The sequence below is a fragment of the Kineococcus sp. G2 genome (assembly GCF_037154035.1).
Lineage (GTDB): Bacteria > Actinomycetota > Actinomycetes > Actinomycetales > Kineococcaceae > Kineococcus.
Genome location: NZ_JBBBEM010000106.1, coordinates 26,236 through 48,072, shown reverse-complemented (window position 1 = coordinate 48,072; position 21,837 = coordinate 26,236). Strand labels below are relative to the sequence as shown.

At 75.2% G+C, this 21,837-nt stretch carries 17 protein-coding genes; 6 read left to right on the top strand and 11 right to left on the bottom strand.

The genetic code is table 11. The annotated features are described in order from the left end of the window. Window positions 1–48: 48 nt before the first annotated feature. From V9U69_RS15370 to V9U69_RS15340, 7 genes are all read right to left on the bottom strand, one after another. A complete protein-coding gene (locus tag V9U69_RS15370) occupies window positions 49–1,287 on the bottom strand; it encodes a type II secretion system F family protein (RefSeq protein WP_337062725.1) in 1,239 nt (412 codons plus the stop codon). Between the two features lie 14 nt (window positions 1,288–1,301). After that, on the bottom strand, window positions 1,302–2,366 hold the full coding sequence (locus V9U69_RS15365) for a type IV pilus twitching motility protein PilT (protein WP_442907785.1): 1,065 nt from the start codon (window positions 2,364–2,366) through the stop codon (window positions 1,302–1,304). A gap of 453 nt (window positions 2,367–2,819) precedes the next feature. Continuing rightward, window positions 2,820–3,683, bottom strand: coding sequence for a shikimate dehydrogenase (locus V9U69_RS15360; protein WP_337062723.1), 864 nt, complete (start codon window positions 3,681–3,683; stop codon window positions 2,820–2,822). A 31-nt stretch (window positions 3,684–3,714) separates the two neighbouring features. Further along, on the bottom strand, window positions 3,715–4,806 hold the full coding sequence (mltG, locus tag V9U69_RS15355; protein ID WP_337062722.1) for an endolytic transglycosylase MltG: 1,092 nt from the start codon (window positions 4,804–4,806) through the stop codon (window positions 3,715–3,717). Window positions 4,807–4,814: 8 nt separating this feature from the next. After that, the gene (gene ruvX / locus V9U69_RS15350; protein ID WP_337062721.1) at window positions 4,815–5,366 is read right to left on the bottom strand and encodes a Holliday junction resolvase RuvX; all 552 of its coding nucleotides are present in this window, start codon (window positions 5,364–5,366) and stop codon (window positions 4,815–4,817) included. A 40-nt stretch (window positions 5,367–5,406) separates the two neighbouring features. Further along, a complete protein-coding gene (gene alaS / locus V9U69_RS15345; protein ID WP_337062720.1) occupies window positions 5,407–8,088 on the bottom strand; it encodes an alanine--tRNA ligase in 2,682 nt (893 codons plus the stop codon). A 189-nt stretch (window positions 8,089–8,277) separates the two neighbouring features. Continuing rightward, window positions 8,278–9,666: a replication-associated recombination protein A gene (locus tag V9U69_RS15340; protein ID WP_337062719.1), complete on the bottom strand. Its 1,389-nt coding sequence runs from the start codon at window positions 9,664–9,666 to the stop codon at window positions 8,278–8,280. A gap of 105 nt (window positions 9,667–9,771) precedes the next feature. On the opposite strand from V9U69_RS15340, the gene V9U69_RS15335 reads away from it, so the two are divergent. The 3 genes from V9U69_RS15335 (at window position 9,772) to V9U69_RS15325 (ending at window position 12,817) form a co-directional block, all read left to right on the top strand. Next, window positions 9,772–10,515: a response regulator transcription factor gene (locus V9U69_RS15335; RefSeq protein ID WP_337062718.1), complete on the top strand. Its 744-nt coding sequence runs from the start codon at window positions 9,772–9,774 to the stop codon at window positions 10,513–10,515. A 50-nt stretch (window positions 10,516–10,565) separates the two neighbouring features. Next, window positions 10,566–12,125 (top strand): sensor histidine kinase, encoded by a 1,560-nt coding sequence (locus V9U69_RS15330; RefSeq protein ID WP_337062717.1) that lies wholly within the window; start codon window positions 10,566–10,568, stop codon window positions 12,123–12,125. Between the two features lie 362 nt (window positions 12,126–12,487). Beyond that, complete coding sequence (locus V9U69_RS15325; RefSeq protein ID WP_337062716.1) at window positions 12,488–12,817, top strand: hypothetical protein; 330 nt, start codon at window positions 12,488–12,490, stop codon at window positions 12,815–12,817. On the opposite strand, the gene V9U69_RS15320 is transcribed toward V9U69_RS15325, so the two are convergent. Further along, window positions 12,801–13,487 (bottom strand): phosphatase PAP2 family protein, encoded by a 687-nt coding sequence (locus tag V9U69_RS15320; protein ID WP_337062715.1) that lies wholly within the window; start codon window positions 13,485–13,487, stop codon window positions 12,801–12,803. The genes V9U69_RS15325 and V9U69_RS15320 overlap by 17 nt on opposite strands. After that, window positions 13,480–15,261, bottom strand: coding sequence for an aspartate--tRNA ligase (gene aspS, locus V9U69_RS15315; RefSeq protein WP_337062714.1), 1,782 nt, complete (start codon window positions 15,259–15,261; stop codon window positions 13,480–13,482). The genes V9U69_RS15320 and aspS overlap by 8 nt, the downstream gene beginning before the upstream one ends. A 146-nt stretch (window positions 15,262–15,407) precedes the next feature. Between aspS and V9U69_RS15310 the strand changes: the two genes are divergently transcribed. Next, window positions 15,408–16,073, top strand: a complete 666-nt coding sequence (locus tag V9U69_RS15310) for a pentapeptide repeat-containing protein (RefSeq protein ID WP_337062713.1) — start codon at window positions 15,408–15,410, stop codon at window positions 16,071–16,073. Window positions 16,074–16,082: 9 nt separating this feature from the next. On the opposite strand, the gene V9U69_RS15305 is transcribed toward V9U69_RS15310, so the two are convergent. Then, a complete protein-coding gene (locus V9U69_RS15305; RefSeq protein WP_337062712.1) occupies window positions 16,083–16,757 on the bottom strand; it encodes an MBL fold metallo-hydrolase in 675 nt (224 codons plus the stop codon). Window positions 16,758–16,879: 122 nt separating this feature from the next. On the opposite strand from V9U69_RS15305, the gene V9U69_RS15300 reads away from it, so the two are divergent. Next, on the top strand, window positions 16,880–18,556 hold the full coding sequence (locus V9U69_RS15300; RefSeq protein WP_337062711.1) for a DUF349 domain-containing protein: 1,677 nt from the start codon (window positions 16,880–16,882) through the stop codon (window positions 18,554–18,556). Window positions 18,557–18,675: 119 nt separating this feature from the next. Continuing rightward, window positions 18,676–19,302 carry a hypothetical protein gene (locus V9U69_RS15295; protein WP_337062710.1) on the top strand — a complete coding sequence of 209 codons (627 nt, stop codon included), beginning with the start codon at window positions 18,676–18,678 and terminating at the stop codon, window positions 19,300–19,302. Window positions 19,303–19,327: 25 nt separating this feature from the next. Here V9U69_RS15295 and V9U69_RS15290 read toward each other — a convergent pair whose 3' ends face one another. Further along, window positions 19,328–21,790, bottom strand: a complete 2,463-nt coding sequence (locus V9U69_RS15290; RefSeq protein WP_337062709.1) for a RelA/SpoT family protein — start codon at window positions 21,788–21,790, stop codon at window positions 19,328–19,330. Window positions 21,791–21,837 lie beyond the last annotated feature (47 nt).

The following is a 21,837-nucleotide window of genomic DNA, read 5'->3' as shown; positions in this document are numbered from 1 at the left end:
CCCGTGAGCGCGGGAGCGCCCCCGGGCCGGCTGCGGGGGCGTTGGGGCCTACTTGATCTGGTCCATGATGCTGAACATGGGCATGTAGAGGGCGATGACCATGGAGCCGATGACGCTGCCCAGCACGGCGATCATCAGCGGTTCCAGGAGGGCCGTGAGGCTCTCCGTCATCGCTTCGACCTCCTGGTCGTAGAACTCGGAGATCTTCTCGAGCATGGCGTCGATGGCGCCGGTGTCCTCGCCGACGGCCATCATCTGCACCATCATCGCCGGGAAGACCTTGTGCTTGGACAGCGGCGCGGTGAGCGACTCGCCGTTGCGGACGCTCTCCTGCACGTCCCGGATGCCGCGGGTCAGCGTGATGTTGCCGGTGGTCTCCGCGACGATGTCCAGGGCCTGCAGGATGGGGACGCCGGCGGCGAGCATCGTGCTCATGTTGCGGGAGAACCGGCTGAGCGCCACCTTCTGGAACAGCAGTCCGAAGACGGGGACCTTCAGCTTCAGCGGGTCGATGACACCGCGCACGCCGTCGCGGTTCTTCACCCGTTTCCAGACGAACCCGAAGGCGATCAGCAGCAGGACGGTGGAGGGGGCGACCCACTTCATCTGCTCGCTGAGGACGACCAGCAGCTGCGTCGGCGCAGGCAGGCTCCCGCCCAAGGAGGCGAACATCTCCTTGAAGACCGGCACGACGAACATGAGCATGCCGAAGACGGCGAACACGGCCATGATCAGCACGACGACGGGGTAGGTCATCGCCGACTTGATCTTGCCGCGGAGCTTGACCTCGGACTCGTAGTTCGCCGCGATGCGCAGCAGCACCCCGTCCAGGAAACCGCCGACCTCACCCGCCCGGATCATGTTGGTCATGAGCGGGGGGAACACCAGCGGGTGCTTGGCCATCGCCGTCGACAGGGCCGTGCCCTGCTCCACCTCGGCGCGCACCTCGTGCAGCACCTTGACCAGCTTCTTGCTCTCCGTCTGCTCGGCGAGGATGCCCAGTGCGCGGATGAGCGTCAAGCCCGAGGACACCATCGTCGCGAACTGGCGCGACATGACGGCGATGTCCTTCATCCCCACGCCGTTGGACCCCGGCAGGCTGATCTCCATCTGGAGGCCCTGGCCGACCTTGGACTCGGTGACGCGGATCGGCGCCATGCCCTGGCTGCGGAGGCGCTGCAGCACGGCGTCCTGGTCGGACGCCTCCAGCGTCCCCTTCACGAGCTTCCCGGCGCGGTCGCGGACGGCGTACTCGAAGGTCCGCTGCCCCTTCGTGGCGGTGGCCATGCCTGGCTCCTCTCTCAGATCCGGCCGGTCAGGCGGCGGAACTCGTCGGCGGCGTGGCACTTCTCCAGGCCGTGCTCGAACGTGATCTGGCGGGTGCGGACGAGTTCCGCGAGGTGCTGGTCGAGGGTGTGCATGCCGAACTGGGCACCGGCCTGCATGGTGGAGCCGATCTGGTGGGTCTTGCCCTCGCGGATGAGGTTGCGGATGGCCGGGGTGGCGACCAGGACCTCGGTGGCGACGACGCGACCCTTGCCGTCGGCGCGCTTGCACAGCGTCTGGCACACCACGCCCTGGAGGGCGCCGGCGAGCTGGACGCGGATCTGCTGCTGCTGGTGCGGCGGGAACACGTCGATGACGCGGTCGATGGTCTGCGCGGCGTCCTGCGTGTGCAGGGTGCCGAAGACGAGGTGGCCGGTCTCGGCGGCGGTCAGCGCCACCGAGATCGTCTCCAGGTCGCGCATCTCCCCGACGAGGATGATGTCGGGGTCCTGGCGCAGCACGTGCTTGAGCGCGTTCGCGAAGGACTTCGTGTCCTCCCCCACCTCCCGCTGGTTCACCAGGCAGTTCTTGTGCCGGTGGAGGAACTCGATGGGGTCCTCCACCGTCATGATGTGGTCCTTGCGGGTGCGGTTCGCCAGGTCCACGATCGACGCCAGCGTCGTCGACTTGCCGGAACCGGTGGGGCCGGTGACGAGCACGAAACCGCGCTGCAGGCCCGCGAACGAACCCACCACGGGCGGCACGCCGAGGTCCTCCAGCGGCTTGATCTCGTACGGGATGCGCCGGAACGCCGCCCCGAGGGACTCGCGCTGGCGGTACACGTTGACGCGGAAGCGGGAGTGCCCGGGCACCGCGTAGGCGAAGTCCAGCTCCAGGGCCGCCTCGAACTGCTCGCGCTGCTTCTGCGTGAGGATCGCGTAGATCGCCCGCTGCAGCACCGGCGGGGTGAGCTTGCCGAACCCGTCCAGGGGGGTCAGCTCACCCGACAGGCGCACGGTCGGCTGGGCACCGGAGGTCAGGTGCACGTCGGAGGCACCCGCCTCCAGCGCCGCGACGAGGACGTCGTTGACCTTGAACACCGGGCCGGTGTCGTCGCCGCCGGAGGTGACCAGCGCGTCGGCGGCCACGGGCGCCTGCGCCGGGTCGGGTGCCAGCGCCGGGACGGCGGGGCGCACCAGCTCCTCGGCCAGGCCGGGGGTCGCGGGGGGCTGCACGGCGCGCGGGGGCACCTCCACGGTGGTGGTCTCCGGCACGGGGGCGTCACCGGTGAGCTTCGCCAGCAGCGCGCTGACGTCGCGGCGCGGGGCCACCTCGCCGTCGGGCCGCAGGTTCACCGGCACGTACGCGTCGACGGGCCGGCCAGCGGCACCCGCGTCGTTCATCTCGCTCCCCTCCACGGCGCCCGCCACGGCGCACGACGGCGCCGTCGGTCGGCACCGTCCTCACCGTGTCGGCGCGCGGGGGACGCGTCTTGAGGGGGCGGTCACCGCCGGGGACGGACGTCAGCCGTTCGGGTCAGGGGCCTGCCGGTGTCACGCCCGCGCGCGCTCGCGCAGCACGGCCAGGCCGGCGGCACGCATCGCCTCCAGCGGCGCGGTGCGTCCCGTCATCAGCTCCACCTGCGCCGCCCCCTGGTGCAGCAGCATCTCGAAGCCGCCGATCACGGGACCGCGCCAGCGGTGCGCCAACGGCGTGGGCCACGGCGCGTAGACGACGTCCAGCAGCAGCGGGGCGGGGCGGGAGCCGCCCGGGGCACCGGCCGGGGCGAGGACGTCGGCCACGGCCTGCGAAGCGCCGGCCGGCACGGTGGAGACCACGACGTCGGCGTCCAGGACGCTCGGCAGCTCCGCCCAGTCGCGCACCTCCACCTCGCCGCCCAGGCGCGCCGCCACGCGCGTGAGCTCCTCGGCGCGGGCGGGGGAACGCACCACCGCCACCGGCCGCGGACAGCCGGCGCGCAACAGCGCCACCAGCGCCGAACGGGCCGTCGCCCCCCCGCCGACGACCGCGCCGCGCGCCACGCCGACCGCACCGGCCTCCGCGAGCGCCGCCACGATCCCGTGCACGTCGGTGTTCTCCGCGCGCAGGTGCACCCCGGACCGGCCGGTGCCGCCGGCGGGCCGGGGGGTGACCACGACCGTGTTGACGGCGCCGACGGCGCGAGCGAAGTCGCTGACCTCGTCGACGAGGGGCAGGACGGCCTGCTTCAGCGGCATCGTCAGGCTCAGTCCGGCCCAGCCGGTGTCCAGGGACGCCACGAGGGCGGGCAGGCGCTCCTCGTCGACCTCGAGGAGGTCGTACTCCCACCCGGTCAGGCCCAGGGCCGCGTAGGCGGCGCGGTGCAGGGCCGGGGACAGGGAGTGCGCGATGGGGGAACCGCAGACGGCGGCCCTCACCGCGCGCCCCCCGGTGCGTTCGCGGGCGTGCTCACTCGGACTCCGGGTGCTCCCGCAGGTACTGGCGGAACAGCTCCACGTTCGCGGCGTGCTCGGCGCCGGTCTCGGCGAAGCGGGTCTCACCGGTCGCGAGGTCCACCGTGACGAAGAACCTCCACGGCCCCGGCTCCGGGTTGACGGCCGCGCGCAGGGCGTCCATCCCGGGGTTGCTGATGGGCCCGGTGGGCAGGCCCTCGTGCATGTAGGTGTTCCACGGGGTGTCGGTGGCGCGCTCCTCGGCCGTCGTGGTGACGGTGGTGCCGCCGGTGCCGTAGCTGACGGTGGAGTCCAGCTGCAGCTTCATGCCGTCCTCGATGCGGTTCAGCAGCACCCGCGTCACCTTCGCCATGTCGGCGGCGGTGCGGGCCTCCTTCTGCGCGATGCTCGCCATGACGATCACCTCGCGCTCGCGCTCGGGGGCCACGCCGAGCTCGGTGAGGGCCTGCTGGGTGCGGGCGACCATGCTGCTGAGCAGCTCCACGGCGGTCTCGTCGGGGTCCACCTCGTAGGTGGCGGGGAAGAGGTAGCCCTCGGCGTTCCCGCCGGCGGAGGCGGGCAGGCCGATCGCGGCCGGGTCGGCGAGGGCGGCCTCGACGTCCTGGGTGCTGATGGGGGTCTGCTCGCCGATCAGCTCCACGACCTGCGTGACGCGCAGGCCCTCGGGCACGGTCAGCCGGGTGGTGACCTTCGAGGCGGGGTCCATCAGGAGGGCGACCGCCGAGGCGGCGGACATCTGCTCCTTCAGCCGGTAGGTGCCGGGCTGGATGCCGGCCATGCCGGGGTGGGAGGAGGCGGCGGAGACGAACGCCTCGGTGGTCTTGACGACCCCGGCCTCCTGCAGGGTGCGGCCGATGGCGGTGCCGCTGTCACCGGCCTCCACCTTCACGTCGACGCTGCCGGTGCCGGTGCCCTCGTAGTCGTCGCTGGCGGTCAGCCGGCTGACGACGGGCTCCAGGGTGCCCCAGGCGGCCCACGTGCCGCCGCCGACGAGGCCCAGGGCCACGAGCAGGACGGCGACCGCGCGCCCGGTGCGCCGGCGGCGGGGCCGGCCCTCGCGGGTGCCGGGCAGGTCCATCAGGTCCATCACGCTTCTCAGCCCTCCGTGGCGTCGGGACGCTCGTGCGGGTCGTGCGCCGCGTCCGCCCCGGCGGGGCGTGCGGTCCTGCCGTGCCTGGCCTTGCGCCGCGTCGCGCGGCCGGCTCCCCCACCGGCCGGGAGCACCCGGCCGGGTGCGCGTCCGGTGGAGCGCTCGGCGTCCAGGGCCGCCTGCAGCAGCACCACCGCGGCCGCCTGGTCGACGACGTCGCGGAACTGCTTCTCCCGCCGGCCCGCCTCGTGCAGGGCCCGGTGGGCGCCGACCGTGCTGAGGCGCTCGTCCACGAGACGCACCGGCACGGGATCGACGGCCACAGCGATCTTGCTCGCGTGCTCGCGCGCGCGCAAGGCCGCAGGGCCCTCGGATCCGTCCATCGACAGCGGCAGGCCCACCACGACCTCCACGGCGGCGCGCTCGCGCACCTCCGCGGCGACCTCGGCGACGTCCGCGTCCGCCTGCTCGTCGCGCGCGAGGGTGCGCACGGGAGAGGCGATCACCCCGGAAGGGTCGCACGCCGCGAGCCCGACGCGGACGCTCCCCACGTCCACGCCGAGGCGAACACCCGCCCGCACCGTCGCGGCGCCCGGTTCAGCGGGAGCCGGTGACGCGCCGGCCGACGGCGTCGCGCAAGCCCGTCAGGGCCTCACCGACCTTGGCGGGGTCCTGCCCGCCGCCCTGGGCGACGTCGTCCTTGCCGCCACCCCCGCCGCCGAGGGTCTGCGCGGCGCCGCGCACCAGCTCGCCGGCCTTCACGCCCCAGCGGCGCGCCTCGGCGTTGGTGGCCACGACCACGACGGGGCGGTCCTTGGCGACACCGGCGACGGCGACCACGCAGGGCCGCTCCTCACCGAGCCGGGAGCGCACGTCGAGGGCGAGGGTGCGCAGGTCGTCGGCGGAGGCGGCACCGGCGTCGTGGGCGACGACGCTGACGCCGAAGACGTCCTGGGCGCCGGAGGCCAGCTGCGGGGCCAGCGCCAGGACCTGCCCGGCGCGCAGCTTCGCGATCTCCTTCTCGGCGTCGCGCAGCCGCGTCACCAGGGAGCCGATGCGCTCGGGCAGCTCCTCCGGGCGCGCCTTGACGACGTCGGTGAGGCGGCTGACGAGCAGGTGCTCGCGGGTGAGGAAGTCGTAGGCGTCGGTGCCGACGAGCGCCTCGATGCGGCGCGCGCCGGAGCCGATGGAGCCCTCCGAGACGATGGAGACCAGCCCCACCTGCTGGGAGGTGAGGGTGTGGGTGCCGCCGCACAGCTCCTTGGACCAGTCGCCGCCGATGGTGACCACGCGCACGCGGTCGCCGTACTTCTCGCCGAACAGGGCCATGGCGCCGAAGTCCAGGGCGGCCTGGCGGTCCATCACCTGCGCGCCGACCTCGAGGTCGTCGGCGATGCGCTCGTTGACGACCCCCTCGATCTGGCGCACCACGTCCGCGCCGACCTGGCCGCTGGCGGAGTAGTCGAAGCGCAGCCGGCCGGGGGCGTTCTCCGAGCCGGCCTGGGTGGCGGTGTCGCCGAGGTGCTCGCGCACCACCTGGTGCACGAGGTGGGTGGCGGTGTGGGCGCGGCTGACGGCGCGCCGGCGCACCGCGTCGACGACGGCGTGCACGCGGTCGCCGACGACGAGCTCGCCGGACTCGACGGTGGCGCGGTGCACGTACAGCCCGCGCACCGGCTGCTGCACGTCGTTCACGCGGGCGCGGGCGCCGGAGGCGGTGGTGAGGGTGCCGTGGTCGGCGAGCTGGCCGCCGCCCTCGGCGTAGAAGGGGGTGCGGTCCAGGACGACCTCGACGTCGGTGCCGGCCGGGGCGGACGGCACGCTGACCCCGTCGCGCAGCAGCACGGCGACGCCGCCCTCGCTGTCGGCCTGTTCGTAGCCGGTGAAGACCACCGGGCCGGGCATGCCCTCCAGCGTGGTGCGGTAGCTGGACAGGTCCACCCCGCCGGTCTTCTTCGCCTTCGCGTCGGCCTTGGCGCGGCCGACCTGCTCGGCCATGAGGGCGCGGAAGCCGGCCTCGTCGACGGTGACGCCGGCCTCGGAGGCCATCTCCAGCGTCAGGTCGATGGGGAAGCCGTAGGTGTCGTGCAGGGCGAAGGCGCGCTCGCCGGACAGCGCCGAGCCGCCGGATGCCTTCGTGGCGGCGACGGCGGTCTCGAAGATCGAGGTGCCGGCCACCAGGGTGCGGCGGAAGGCGTCCTCCTCGGCGTGGGCGACGGCCGAGATGCGCTCGAAGCCGGTGCGCAGCTCCGGGTAGGAGGCGCTCATGACCTCCATCGAGGCCGGCAGCAGGTGCGGCAGGGCGGGCTCCTCGACGCCCAGCAGGCGCATCGCCCGCACGGCGCGACGGATCAGGCGGCGCAGCACGTAGCCGGCGCCCTCGTTGCCGGGGGTGACGCCGTCGCCGATGAGCATCAGGGCGCTGCGCACGTGGTCGGCGACGACCCGCAGACGCACGTCGTCCTCGTGCGAGGCGCCGTAGCGCTTGCCGGACAGCTCGGCCGCCTTGTCGAGGACGGGGCGGACCTCGTCGATCTCGTACATGTTGTCGACGCCCTGCTTGAGGAACGCGACGCGCTCCAGGCCCATGCCGGTGTCGATGTTCTTGGCGGGCAGCTCACCGGCGACGTCGAAGTCGGTCTTCGAGCGCACCGCGGAGAGCTGGTACTGCATGAAGACGAGGTTCCAGATCTCCAGGTAGCGGTCCTCGTCGGCCTCCGGGCCGCCGTCCGCGCCGTGCTGGGGGCCGCGGTCGAAGTAGATCTCCGAGCAGGGGCCGCCGGGGCCGGGCTGACCGGTGTTCCAGTAGTTGTCGGCCTTGCCGCGGCGCTGGATGCGCTCGGCGGGCACGCCCACCTCGCGCCACAACCCGAAGGCCTCGTCGTCGTCGAGGTAGACCGTCACCCACAGCCGCTGCGGGTCGAAGCCGAGGCCGCCGTCGGCCTCCGGGGTGGTCAGCAGCTCCCAGGCGAAGGCGATCGCCTCGCGCTTGAAGTAGTCGCCGAAGGAGAAGTTGCCGTTCATCTGGAAGAACGTGCCGTGCCGGGTGGTCTTGCCGACCTCCTCGATGTCGAGGGTCCGCAGGCACTTCTGCACGCTGGTGGCCCGCTTGTACGGCGCGGGCACCTGGGCGGTGAGGTACGGGATGAACGGCACCATGCCCGCGACGGTGAACATGAGGCTCGGGTCGGAGGAGACCAGCGAGGCGCTGGGCACCACGGCGTGGCCCTTGCGCTCGAAGAAGTCCAGCCAGCGCCGACGGATCTCGGCCGTCTGCATCGAGGTGCCTCCTGCTCGTGCGGTGCCGCCGGGTCGGCCGCCCGGCGCTCGACCCTCGACCCTACCCGGCGGCGGGCGCCCCCCGGTGCCGCGCCCGGCTCCGCCTCCCTCCGCCCCCCACGGTGATCATGCGTGGTTGAGCGTTCAAGAGTGCATGATCACCGAGGGTCGTGGACAGCGGGGGTGGGGTCAGCGGCCGCGGACCAGACGGCGCAGGCGCGCCACGCGCTCGCGCAGCTGCCCCTCGAAGCCGCGGTCGGTGGGCGCGTAGTAGTCGCGGCCCACCAGCTCGTCCGGCGGGTACTGCTGGGCGGCCACCCCGGCGGGCGCGTCGTGCGCGTAGACGTACCCCCCGCCGTGCCCGAGGCGCTTCGCGCCGGCGTAGTGGGCGTCGCGCAGGTGCGCCGGCACCGCGCCGCCGCGCCCGGCGCGCACGTCCGCGATGGCGGCGTTCACCGCGTTGTACGCCGCGTTGGACTTCGGGGCGGTCGCCACGTGCACCACCGCCTGCGCCAGCACGATCCGCGCCTCCGGCATCCCGATCTGCGCCACCGCGTGCATCGCGGCCACCGCCGTCTGCAGCGCGCTCGGGTCGGCCATGCCGACGTCCTCGGAGGCGGCGATGACCACGCGGCGGGCGACGAAGCGCGGGTCCTCCCCCGCCTCCAGCATCCGCGCCAGGTAGTGCAGGGCGGCGTCGACGTCGGAGCCGCGCATCGACTTGATGAGGGCGCTGGCCACGTCGTAGTGCTGGTCGCCGGCGCGGTCGTAGCGCACCGCGGCGCGGTCCAGCGCCCGCTCGGCGTGCTCCAGCGTCACCACCGGGCGGGCGCCGGCGGCGACGGGGGTGTCGAACGCGGCCCCGGCCGCGGCCTCCAGGGAGGTCAGCGCGCGCCGGGCGTCGCCGTCGGCGAGGCGCACCAGGTGCTCCAGGGCCTCGCCGGCCAGCTCCACCTCGCCGGCCAGCCCGCGCGGGTCGGCCACCGCCGCGCGCAGCAGGCCGCGCACGTCGTCGGCCGTCAGCGGCCGCAGCGTCAGCAGCAGCGAGCGCGACAGCAGCGGGGTGACGACGGAGAAGTTGGGGTTCTCCGTCGTCGCCGCCACGAGCACCACCCAGCGGTTCTCCACCCCCGGCAGCAGCGCGTCCTGCTGCGCCTTGGTGAAGCGGTGGATCTCGTCGAGGAACAGGACGGTCTGCCGCCCGTGCAGGTCGCGCGTCTCGCGCGCCTCCTCCATCACGCGGCGCACGTCCTTCACCCCCGCCGTCACCGCCGACAGCTCCGCGAACCGGCGTCCCCCGGAGCGGGCGATGACGTGCGCCAGCGTCGTCTTGCCGGTGCCGGGCGGCCCCCACAGCACCACCGAGGCGGGACCGGCACGGCCCAGGTCGCCCTCGGTGGCCAGCCGACGCAGCGGGGAGCCGGGCCCCAGCAGGTGCTGCTGGCCGACGACCTCGTCCACCGTGCGCGGGCGCATCCGCACCGCCAGCGGCGCCCCGGCCAGCACGGCGGGGCGCCCGGCGCTCACGCCGGTCGCGGGGTCCTCGCCCGGGTCGGCGGCGGAGAAGAGGTCGGCCACCCCGCGAACGCTAACCGGCGCGGCACCCGGTGCCGCAGGCACCCGCACAGGTGGTTCCCAGTGTTTCCCCTGAAGCGTCGCAGCCGGGGCACCGACGATGACCCCATGACCGCCGCCACCACCCGCGCCGACCTGCAGCGCCCCGACGGCAGCCCGCTGCGCGTGCTCGTCGTCGACGACGAGTCCACGCTGTCCGAGCTGCTGAGCATGGCCCTGCGCTACGAGGGCTGGGACGTGCGCACCGCCGCCGACGGCCTGGAGGCCGTGCGCACCGCCCGCTCCTTCCGGCCCGACGCCGTCGTGCTGGACATCATGCTGCCGGACATCGACGGGCTGGAGGTGCTGCGCCGGCTGCGCGCGGACTCCACGGAGGTGCCGGTGCTGTTCCTGACGGCCAAGGACGCCGTGGAGGACCGGGTGGCGGGCCTGACCGCGGGCGGGGACGACTACGTCACCAAGCCGTTCAGCCTGGAGGAGGTGGTGGCCCGCCTGCGCAGCCTGGTGCGCCGCTCCGGCCTGGCCGCCGCGAAGCAGGAGCCGGTGCTCAGCGTCGGCGACCTCGTCCTCGACGAGGACAGCCACGAGGTGTTCCGCGGCGGCGAGGAGGTCAAGCTGACGGCCACCGAGTTCGAGCTGCTGCGCTTCCTCATGCGCAACCCGCGCCGGGTGCTGTCCAAGGCGCAGATCCTGGACCGGGTGTGGAACTACGACTTCGGCGGCCAGGCGAACATCGTGGAGCTGTACGTCTCCTACCTGCGCCGGAAGATCGACGCCGGCCGCTCCCCCATGATCCACACCGTGCGCGGCGCCGGGTACGTCCTCAAGCCCGCCGTCGACCCGGCCGCCTGAGCAGCGCACCGGACGTGACGGGCAGCACCGGCAGGCGCCGGGGTGGAGGGGTGAGGTCCCCGCTGCACCGCCCGCAGACGCTGCGCGGCCGGCTCATCGCCACCGTCACCGCGCTGCTGGTCGCGGTGGGGCTGGTGATCGGCGTGGTGACGACGTACGCGCTGCGCGAGCAGCTGGTGGGCCAGGTCGACACGCGGCTCGCCGAGTCCGTGGACCTCGCCCAGCGGGCCGAGTTCGGCGGCCGCGGCGGACCGCGCCCCGACGACGCGGACAGCGCCGCGAGCGTCTGCCCCTCGGGCACCCGGCCCGCCTTCGTCGGCCCCGGGCAGGTGGACGGCACCCTGGGGGCGCGCTTCACCGGGGGCGAGCTGGTCGCCGCGCAGTCGGGCGTCATCGACACCGGCACCACCGGCGCCGAGGACTGCGCCGTCGCGCTGTCGGACGCGCAGGTCGAGGTGCTCGGCGAGGTGCTCGGCTCGGTGGACCAGAGCGAGCCGAGCACCGTGGAGCTGCCGGGGCTGGGGACCTACCGCGCGGTGGCGGCGACCCTGCCCACCGGGGCCGTGCAGGTGACCGGGCTGCCCCTGGCGGACGTGGAGAACACGCTGCTGGCGGTGGCCGGGGTGGAGGCCGCCGTGATCCTGCTGGGGGTGGCCGCCGCCGCCGTGACCGGCACCGTCCTGGTGCGCCGCGACCTGGCGCCGCTGCAGCGGGTGGCCGCGACCGCCGCGCGCGTGTCGGAGCTCGAGCTGGACCGCGGCGAGGTGGACCTGGAGCACCGCGTGCCCGAGGGCGACACCGACGAGCGCGCCGAGGTGGGCCGGGTGGGTTCGGCGCTGAACCGGCTGCTGGACCACGTCGGGTCCGCGCTGAGCGCCCGGCACGCCTCCGAGCAGCGGGTGCGCCAGTTCGTCGCCGACGCCAGCCACGAGCTGCGCACCCCGCTGGCCGCGATCCGCGGGTACGCGGAGCTGGCGCGCCGCAACCGCGAGAGCGTGCCCGGCGACGTGGCGCACGCGCTGCGCCGCGTGGAGTCCGAGGCGGTGCGCATGACCGGCCTGGTGGAGGACCTGCTGCTGCTGGCCCGGCTGGACTCCGGCCGCCCCCTGGAGCGCGAGGACGTCGACCTGACCATGACCGTCCTGGACGCCGTCAGCGACGCCCGCGTGGCCGGCCCGGAGCACACCTGGCGCCTGGACCTGCCCGAGGAGGCCGTGGAGGTGCCCGGTGACGCCGCCCGGCTGCACCAGGTGCTGGCCAACCTGCTGGCCAACGCCCGCAGCCACACCCCGCCGGGCACCACGGTCACGGTGCACCTGAGCGCGGCGCGCGGGCCGGGCGGTGCGCACCGCGTGCACCTGGACGTCGTCGACGACGGGCCCGGCATCGCGCCGGAGCTGCTGCCGCACGTCTTCGAGCGCTTCGCCCGCGGGGACTCCTCCCGCTCCCGCGCCGCCGGCAGCACCGGCCTGGGGCTGGCGATCGTGCAGGCCGTGGTGGCCTCCCACCACGGCGAGGTCGCGGTCGACTCCCGGCCCGGGCGCACCGCGTTCCGGGTGGTGCTGCCGGCGGCGACCGCGGAGGCGAGCCGGCCCACCGCCGTCCGCTGAACGGCGCTGCGCGGGAACCACAGCACCGGCACAGCCGGGGCCCGCGTCAGCGGAAGCCGCCGCGCCGAGCGTGCCGGCGTGACAGCCGCGCCCCCGGTCCCACGCACGTCCCGGCGCGGACGTGCTGGACGCCGTGGTCCCGGCGGCGGAGCTGCCGGGCGTGCGGGCGGTGCGCCTGAGGACACCGGGTGCTCCACGACCGGCGCCACCACCGGCCCGGTCACCGCGCGGCGCTGGTTCCCCGGCCCGGCGGGGGCACGACCCCCGCCGGGCTCGCGCGCTCAGGGAGCGCTCAGGGGACCGACAGGGCAGCCGGGAGCGCACCACAGGGCCGTCACAGACCCGGGGAGCACTCTCCTGCCATGACGACGAACCGCACCGCCACCACCACCCGCACCGCCGCCCGCGCCACCCGGCGCTCCGCGCGCAGCGCCACCTCGCACCGCCGGGCGCTCGCCGCCGGCCTCATCGCCGGCGTCTCCGGCATCGGGCTGGCCACGGCCGGCACCGCCTCCGCCGCACCGGTCGCCACGGCCGGCACCGCCTCCGCCGCACCGGTCGCCACGGTCGACGCCGGCGTCCGCGTGCCCGTCGCCGCCGCCGCGGCCGCCGTCTCCCCGGCGGCGCTGCCGGTGGAGCTGACCGGCTCGGGCGGCGGGCGCGGCACCCACGTGGTCACCGTCTCGCTCTGACCTCCCGTTCGGGCCCGCCGGGGCCGGGGCGCCCGGTGGCCGGGCGCCCCCGGGCGGCGAGCGCCGCCGCCAGCGCGACGAGCGCGGCGGCCATCAGCCAGCCGCCGAGGACGTCGGTGGGCCAGTGCGCGCCCAGCCACACGCGGTCGGCGCCGACGAGCAGGAGCAGCAGCGCCCCGGCCGCCGCGCGCGCGGCGAGGCGTGCCCACGAGCGGGCCGGCGGCAGCAGCAGCACGAGGGTGCCGAGCACGACGGTGGCGGAGGCGAAGGCGTGCCCGGAGGGGAACGCCCCGCCGTCGGCGCTGGTCAGCCCGGCGTCCAGCGCGGGGCGGACCCGGCCGACGAGGACCTTCAGGACCGGTGAGGCGACGGCCGCGAGCGCCCCGGCGAGCAGCGCCCAGAACGCCTCGCGGCGCCGGCCGGCGCGCACGCAGGCGACGACCCCGGCCAGGGCAACCAGGTACACCCACACCGGTTCGGTGACGTGCTCGAGCACCTGGGCGGCGCGCGTCAGCCCGGGGTGCTCCAGGGCCGCGGCGACCGCCGCCCGCGAGAGGGGCACGTCCAGGCCGGCGGTCGCTCCCGAGGCGACGGCCGCGGTGAGCGCGGCGGCCGCGGCCGCGCACACCGCGGCGACGGCCGCCGGCCGTCGCGCGTCCCGCTCAGGCACCGGGCTGCTTGGGCTCCTCGGGCTTGGCGTCCACACCGGCCTCCTTGCGCTGCTGGGCGGTGATCGGCGCCGGCGCCGCGGTCAGCGGGTCGTACCCGCCGCCGGACTTGGGGAAGGCGATGACCTCGCGGATGGAGTCCGCACCGGCCAGCAGCGCGACGACGCGGTCCCACCCGAACGCGATGCCGCCGTGCGGCGGGGCGCCGTAGGAGAACGCGTCGAGCAGGAACCCGAACTTCTCCCGGGCGCTCGCCTCGTCGATGCCCATGACCGCGAACACGCGCTCCTGCACGTCGCGGCGGTGGATGCGGATGGAGCCGCCACCGATCTCGTTGCCGTTGCAGACGATGTCGTAGGCGTTCGTCAGCGCCGAGCCGGGGTCGGTGTCGAAGGTGTCCAGGTGCTCGGGCTTGGGCGCGGTGAACGCGTGGTGCACCGCGTTCCAGGCGCCGCCGCCGATGGAGACGTCGTCGTCCTCGGCCGCGGGCTTGAACATGGGCGCGTCCACCACCCACAGGAACGACCAGGCGTCCTCGTCGATCGCGCCGATCCGCTTCGCGATCTCGGCGCGGGCCGCGCCCAGCAGCGCCCGGGAGGGGTTCACGGCGCCGGCGGCGAAGAAGACGCAGTCGCCGGGGTTCGCGCCGACGTGCGCGGCGAGCCCGGCCCTCTCGGTGTCGGAGAGGTTCTTCGCGACGGGACCGGACAGCTCGCCGTCCTCGCCGACGAGGACGTAGGCCAGCCCGCGCGCGCCGCGCTGCTTGGCCCACTCCTGCCAGGCGTCGAGCACCTTGCGCGGCTGGGAGGCGCCGCCGGGCATGACGACGGCACCGACGTAGGGGGCCTGGAACACCCGGAAGGACGTGTCGGCGAAGAACTCCGCGCACTCGACGAGCTCGATGCCGAACCGCAGGTCGGGCTTGTCGGACCCGTAGCGGCGCATGGCCTCCTCGTAGGTCATGCGCGGCAGCGGCAGCGGCACGTCGTGGCCGATGAGCTTCCACAGCGCGGCGACGATCCGCTCGCCGAGGGCGATGACGTCGTCCTGGTCGACGAAGCTCATCTCGATGTCGAGCTGGGTGAACTCCGGCTGCCGGTCGGCGCGGAAGTCCTCGTCGCGGTAGCAGCGGGCGATCTGGTAGTAGCGCTCGACGCCGCCGACCATGAGCAGCTGCTTGAACAGCTGCGGGCTCTGCGGCAGCGCGTACCAGGAACCGGGCGCCAGGCGCGCGGGCACCAGGAAGTCGCGGGCGCCCTCGGGGGTGGACCGGGTCAGCGTGGGGGTCTCGACCTCGGTGAAGCCGTCGGCGTCGAGCACCTCGCGGGCGGCCTTGTTGGCGGCGCTGCGCAGCCGCAGGGCGCGCGCGGGGCCGCTGCGGCGCAGGTCGAGGTAGCGGTGCTTCAGCCGCGCCTCCTCGCCGACGTTGAGGGTGTCGTCGATCTGGAAGGGCAGCGGGGCGGCCTCGCTGAGGACCTCCAGGGTGGTGGTGTCGACCTCGACGGCGCCGGTGGGGATGGCCGGGTTCTCGTTGCCCTCGGGCCGCAGCCGCACCTCGCCGGTGATGCGCACGCAGTACTCGTTGCGCAGCTCGTGGGCGCCGCCGGCGTCGAGGATCTCGTCGCGCGCGACGACCTGCACGACGCCCGAGGCGTCGCGCAGGTCCAGGAACGCGACGCCGCCGTGATCGCGCCGCCGCGCCACCCAGCCGGTGAGCGTGACGGTCTGGCCTGCGTGGCCGGCGCGCAGCGCGCCGGCCTCGTGGGTGCGGAGCACGGGGGTTCCTCTCGTCGTCCGTGCGCGGGGGTGCGCGACGACGATCCTACGGACGTGCCCGGTGCGGCGGACCGGCGCGGGGCCGGGCGCCCGGCGCGCTCGCGGTGCGTCGCGGTCGTGTCGGGGGCGTGCGCCAGGGTGGCGCCGTGACCCGACCCGTGCCGCGCCGTCCGGCGCCGCCCTCCCCCGACCTGCCGGCCCCGGCCGACGCGGTGCGTTCCACCGACCCGCCCGCGGCGGGGGTGCCGCACGACGACCTGCTGCTGGAGGGCGTGGACCTGTCCGGGGCGGACGCCACCGATGCGCGCTTCCTGGGGTGCCGGCTGCTCGGCTGCCGCGGCGACGACCTGGTGCTGACGGGGGCGCGGTTCGTGGACTGCGCGGTCGCGGGCCTGGCCGCGACGGCGCTGTCGCTGCGCTCGTCGTCCTGGCGCGAGTGCGCGCTGGAGCAGCTGCGGGTGGGGGCGCTGTCGGCGCCGGGCGCCTCGCTGACCCGGGTGGCGGTCTCGGGCGCGCGCGTCGACTTCGCGGACCTGCGCGAGTCGGAGCTGACGGACGTGACGTTCACCGGCTGCGACCTGCGCGACGTGGACGCGACCGGGGCGCGCTGGACGCGCGTGCGCTTCGAGGACTGCCGGCTGGGGGCGCTGGAGCTGTCCTCGGCCCGGCTGGCGGACGTGGACGTCTCCACCAGCGAGCTGGACGGCGTCAGCGGCGTGGCGGGGCTGCGCGGCGCGGTCGTCAGCGAGGTGCAGCTGCTGCGGCTGGCGCCGCTGCTGGCGGCGCACCTGGGGATCGCGGTCGCCGGCTGAGCGCGCGGCTCACCCCTGCAGCTGGCGCAGCCACGGGTTGGTGGCGCGCTCGCGGCCGATCGTGGTGGCCGGGCCGTGACCGGGCAGCACGTCGGTGGCGTCGTCCAGCGGCAGCACCCGCGTGGCCAGGCTGCGCAGCATCGCCTCGCCGTCACCGCCGGGCAGGTCCGTGCGGCCGATCGAGCCGGCGAAGAGGACGTCCCCGGCCAGCAGCAGGTCGCTCTCGCCGGGACGGGTGACGCTGAAGAGCACCGAGCCCTCGGTGTGCCCGGGGGCGTGGCTGACGGCCACGTCCAGCCCCGCGAGCGCCAGCCGGGCGCCGTCGCCCACGGTGACCACGTCGTCGGGTTCGCGCCAGGCGCCGGCGCCGGAGGCCTGCAGGGCCGCCCGCAGCTGCGGGCCCGTGCCCTCCAGGGGGTCGCGCAGGCGGTGGGCGTCGTCGGCGTGGATGGTGGCGGCCACCCCGTGGGCACCGCACACCGGGGTGACGGACCACGTGTGGTCGAAGTGCCCGTGGGTCAGCAGCACCGCCGCCGGGCGCAGCCGGTGCCGGCGCAGCACCTCGGCCAGCCGGTCGGCGACGTCGACGCCGGGATCGACGACGACGCACTCCTGACCCGCCGCGGGGGCCACGACGTAGCAGTTGGTCCCGGCGACGGTCGCCTCCACGGTCTCCACGAGCACACCGCCGACAGTAGGGCGGCACCCGCCGGGCGCGCTCGTGGAGGAGCACGGCGCGAGAGCGTTCGGCGACGCCCGGTGAGCACCCGCGCCGTCCGGGGAGCTCGGGACCTAGACTGCGGCGGGTGAGCGAGCACCCCCAGGAGCCGGCGTCCGCCCAGGACGTTCAGGACACCCCCAGCGACCCCACGACGGCGGAGCAGGAGAGCTCCGCGCCGCAGGAGCCGACGGCAGGCGCCGCCGACCCGGTGCCCACGGGGACCGGTGAGGAAGCCGGCGAGGGAGCCGGTGGGTCCGGGCAGGCCCCCGCCGGGGAGCCCTCGCCGGAGCGCGTCGGCGAGGTCCCCGCGCCCGCGACGCCCGAGGAGGCGGTGCAGGGGGCCCGGGACGTCGCGGACGCCGCGGCGTCGCGGCCCTCACCGGCGGCGCTGGCCGGCCGCCCCGCCCCGCGGCCGGTGGCCCCGGTGCCGCCGGTGGCGCGCGCTCTGGCGGGCGACCCCGCTGCCGAGCCCGTGGCCGCGGAGGTCCCGCACACCACGTCCGTGGACCGCGAGGCCGCGGCCGCCTTCGGCCGCGTGGACGAGAGCGGCACGGTGTGGGTGCGCCGCGGCGACGGCGAGCACGAGGTCGGGCAGTACCCGGACGCCACCCCCGAGGAGGCGGTGGCGTACTTCGTGCGCAAGTACGAGGAGCTGGTGGCGCAGGTCGACCTGTTCGAGCAGCGGCTGCGCAGCACCGAGCTGGCCGGCAAGGACATCGTCGCCGGTGTGAGCGCGCTGCGCACCGCGCTGGCCGAGACCCGCGCCGTGGGCGACCTCGACGGGCTGACCGCCCGGGTGGAGGCGCTGGCGACCGTCGCCGACGAGGCGCGCGCGGCCGCCGACCGGGCCCGGGCCGCGAACCGCGAGCGGCTGCGCGCGGCCCGCGTGGCGATCGTGGAGGAGGCCGAGGCGATCGCCACCCAGGACCCCGAGAAGGTGCAGTGGCGAGCGGCCGGTGAGCGGCTGCGGGTGCTGTTCGAGGAGTGGAAGGCCGCCCAGCGCGAGGGCCGGCTGGACAAGCGCAGCGAGGACGAGCTGTGGAAGCGGTTCAGCCACGCGCGCAGCACCTTCGACAAGATGCGCCGGCACCACTTCGCCGCCCTGGGCGAGCAGCGCTCCGGCACGCGCGCCGAGAAGGAGAAGCTCGTCGCGGAGGCCGAGGCGCTGTCCACCTCCACGGACTGGCGGGGCACGACGACGGCCTACCGCACCCTCATGGACCGCTGGAAGGCCGCGGGCCGGCTGGGCCGCAAGGACGACGACGCGCTGTGGGAGCGCTTCCGCGCCGCCCAGGACGTCTTCTTCGCGGCTCGCACCGCCGCCAACGAGGCGGTCGACGAGGAGTTCCGCGGCAACCTCGCCGTCAAGGAGCAGCTCCTCGTGGAGGCCGAGGCGCTGCTGCCGGTGAAGGACGTGGGCGCCGCGAAGGCGGCGCTGCGCGGCATCCAGGACCGCTGGGAGGCGGCCGGCAAGGTGCCGCGGGCGGACCTGAACCGCGTCGAGGGGCGCCTGCGGGCGGTGGAGACGGCGGTGCGCGACGCCGAGCAGGCCCGCTGGTCGCGCACCAACCCGGAGGCGCAGGCACGTGCCGGCGGGCTGGCGAGCCAGCTGGAGTCGGCCATCCGCGACCTCGAGGAGGACGTGGAGAAGGCCCGCGCCCGGGGCGACGCCCGGGCCCTGGCCCGGGCCGAGGAGGCGCTGCGCGCTCGCCGGGCGTGGCTGGACGCCGCGCAGGCGGCGCTGCGCGACACCGGCCGCTGACACCCCGCTGAGACCAGCCGGGTGCCGCGGTGCCCACAGGCACCGCGGCACCCGGCGGGTGTCCACAGGCACCGGCGGCCGGGCCGCCGCCGGGGTGCTCGGTGCGGTCCACTGCGGGCGTGACCGCGTTCCCCACGGCCCCCACGGCCTGCGCCCCCTCGCCCGCCTGGCTCACCGACCTGCTGGGGCGCGGCCGCTGCCCGGACCCCTCGGGGCCGTGGCTGCCCGCGCCGACGGCGGCCGCCCTCGCCGCCGCCTCCCGGGACGTGCGCGACGGCCTGCTGCGACGCGTGGTGGGCGACGTGGTCGTCGCCGCCGGGGTGCAGCCGGACACCGGTGTGCGGGCCCGCGCCCTCGGGCTGCTCGTGCCGCCCGGCGCGGTGGTCGTGGGGTGGGCGGCCGCGTGGGTGCACGTGGGCGCTCCCCTGCCGCCGCCGCAGCAGGTGCAGGTGGTGCGCCCGGGAGCGGCGCGGCACCGGGTCGTCGGTGGGGTGCGCCTGGTCGCCTCGCGCTGCCTGCTCGACGAGCGGGACGTCGTGGAGGTGGCGGGGCTGGCGCTGACCCGCCCGGCGCGCACCCTGCTGGACGTCGCCCGCGCCGAACCGCGCTCCGCGGCACGGCTGCGCGAGCTGCTGGAGAGCGCCGGGGTCGGCAGCGGGGACGTCGAGCGCGCCGTGCACCGCGCCCGGGGCCGGGCGCACGTGCGCACCGCCCGCCGCGCGCTGGCCGCACCGCTCGCGCGGTGAGCGCGAGCCGGTCCGGCCGGTGACCTCAGACGCGGTAGGCGTCGAACACGCCGTCGACGCGGCGGACCGCGTTCAGCACGTGCCCCAGGTGGTTCGGCTCGGCCATCTCGAAGGAGAACTTCGACACCGCCACGCGGTCGCGGCTGGTGCTGACCGTGGCGGACAGGATGTTGACGTGGTTGTCGGAGAGCACGCGGGTGACGTCCGACAGCAGGCGTGAGCGGTCCAGCGCCTCGACCTGGATCTGCACGAGGAACAGGCGGGAGGAACCGGACGGCGAGGACGCCGAACCCCACGCCACGTCCACGATGCGTTCCGGTTCGCGGCGCAGCCGCACGACGTTCTCGCAGTCCTGGCGGTGCACGGAGACACCGGCGCCGCGGGTGACGAACCCGATGATCGGGTCGGTGGGCACCGGGGTGCAGCACTTGGCCAGCTTCGCCCACACGTCGCCGCTGCCGTTGACGACGATCCCGGCGTCCCCGCCGGGGCGTCCCGTGCTCGGCACCCCGGGCCGGGTGGCCTCGGCGAGGTCCTCCTCGACGGCCGCCTCGCCGCCGACGGCGACGAGGAGCTTGTCCACCACGTGCTGGGCGGAGACGTGCTTCTCGCCGACCGCCGCGTACAGCGCGGAGACGTCGGCCAGGTTCAGCTCGCGCGCCACCGCCAGCAGCGACTCGTGCGACAGCAGCCGCTGCAGCGGCAGGTGCTGCTTGCGCATGGCGCGGGCGATCTCCTCCTTGCCGAGGTCGATCGCCTCCTCGCGCCGCTCCTTGGAGAAGTGCTGCTTGATCTTGTTGCGCGCACGGGGGGACTTGACGAACTGCAGCCAGTCCCGGCTGGGACCCGCACCGTCGGCCTTGGAGGTGAAGACCTCCACCAGGTCGCCGTTGTCGAGGGTGGAGTCCAGCGGCACGAGGCGGCCGTTGACGCGCGCCCCCATGGTGCGGTGGCCGACCTCCGTGTGCACGGCGTAGGCGAAGTCGACCGGGGTCGACCCGGCGGGCAGCTCGCGCACGTCCCCCTTGGGGGTGAAGACGAACACCTGGCCGGCGTTGATCTCGAAGCGCAGGTCGTCGAGGAACTCGCTGGAGGGCGACTCGCGCTGCCAGTCGACGACGGACTTCAGCCACTCCATCTCGTTGTCGCGCTTGCCGCCGGTGGCGTTGGGGTCGTCCTTGTACTTCCAGTGGGCCGCCACGCCGTACTCGGCGCGGCGGTGCATCGTGAAGGTGCGGATCTGGATCTCGACGGGCTTGCCCTCGGGCCCGATGACCGTCGTGTGCAGCGACTGGTACATGTTGAACTTCGGCATCGCGATGTAGTCCTTGAACCGGCCCGGGACCGGGTTCCACCGCGCGTGCAGGGCACCGAGGACCGCGTAGCAGTCGCGCACCGAGTCCACCAGGACGCGCACGCCCACCAGGTCGTAGATCTCGGCGAAGTCGCGCCCGCGCACGATCATCTTCTGGTAGATCGAGTAGTAGTGCTTGGGCCGGCCGGTCACGGTGGCCCGCACGCGCGCGCTCTTGAGGTCGTCCTCGATCTGGGTGCGCACCCCGGCCAGGTACTCCTCGCGGGCGGGGGCGCGGTCCGCCACCAGCCGCACGATCTCGTCGAACACCTTGGGGTAGACCGTGGCGAACGCCAGGTCCTCCAGCTCCCACTTGATGGTGTTCATGCCCAGCCGGTGGGCCAGCGGCGCGTAGATCTCCAGCGTCTCGCGGGCCTTCTTCTCCGCGGAGGCCGCCGGGACGTAGCGCCAGGTGCGGGCGTTGTGCAGCCGGTCGGCCAGCTTGATGACCAGGACGCGGATGTCCTTGGCCATCGCCACGATCATCTTGCGGACCGTCTCGGACTGCGCGGCCTCGCCGTAGGTGACCTTGTCCAGCTTGGTGACGCCGTCGACGAGCTGGGCGATCTCGTCGCCGAACTCGCGCCGGAGGTCGGCCAGGGAGTAGTCGGTGTCCTCGACGGTGTCGTGCAGCAGGGCCGCGGCCAGCGTCGACGGCGTCATGCCGAGCTCCGCCAGGATGGTCGCCACCGCCACGGGGTGGGTGATGTACGGGTCGCCGCTCTTGCGGCGCTGGCCGTCGTGGGCGTTCTCGGCCCGGTCGAAGGCGCGCTCGACGACACTGAGGTCCGCCTTCGGGTGCGTCGTGCGCACCGTCCGCAGCAGGGGCTCCAGCACCGGGGAGACGCTGGGCTGGCGCTGCTGACCGAAGCGCGCCAGCCGCGAGAGCATGCGGCTGGCGGTGACCGGGCCGGTGTGGGCCGGCTCGGCCGGGCGGGCGCGCTCCCCGCCGCGGCGGCGCTCCGGCCCTGCGGTGCGGGCCACCGGCGGGGCCGGGTGGGAGGCCGCGACCGGGGCGGGCAGGACCGAGGACGACGCGGGAGGGGGAGCCGTGCGGGCGCGGGCGTCCTCACCCTCCGGCGGTGCGGGGTGGACCCCCACCGCTCGGCCGTCGGTGCCCGTGCCGTCAGCCATGGCGCTCCTCCTGTCCGCGGAGTGCCAGTCTAGGAGCCGCCGTGGCC

What these genes read in the sequence shown, in the direction of transcription:
- V9U69_RS15370 (WP_337062725.1), bottom strand. Translation starts at nt 1,287, where the DNA reads ATGGCCACCGCCACGAAGGGGCAGCGGACCTTCGAGTACGCCGTCCGC.
- mltG (WP_337062722.1), bottom strand. Translation starts at nt 4,806, where the DNA reads ATGGACCTGATGGACCTGCCCGGCACCCGCGAGGGCCGGCCCCGCCGC.
- alaS (WP_337062720.1), bottom strand. Translation starts at nt 8,088, where the DNA reads ATGCAGACGGCCGAGATCCGTCGGCGCTGGCTGGACTTCTTCGAGCGC.
- V9U69_RS15335 (WP_337062718.1), top strand. Translation starts at nt 9,772, where the DNA reads ATGACCGCCGCCACCACCCGCGCCGACCTGCAGCGCCCCGACGGCAGC.
- V9U69_RS15325 (WP_337062716.1), top strand. Translation starts at nt 12,488, where the DNA reads ATGACGACGAACCGCACCGCCACCACCACCCGCACCGCCGCCCGCGCC.
- V9U69_RS15290 (WP_337062709.1), bottom strand. Translation starts at nt 21,790, where the DNA reads ATGGCTGACGGCACGGGCACCGACGGCCGAGCGGTGGGGGTCCACCCC.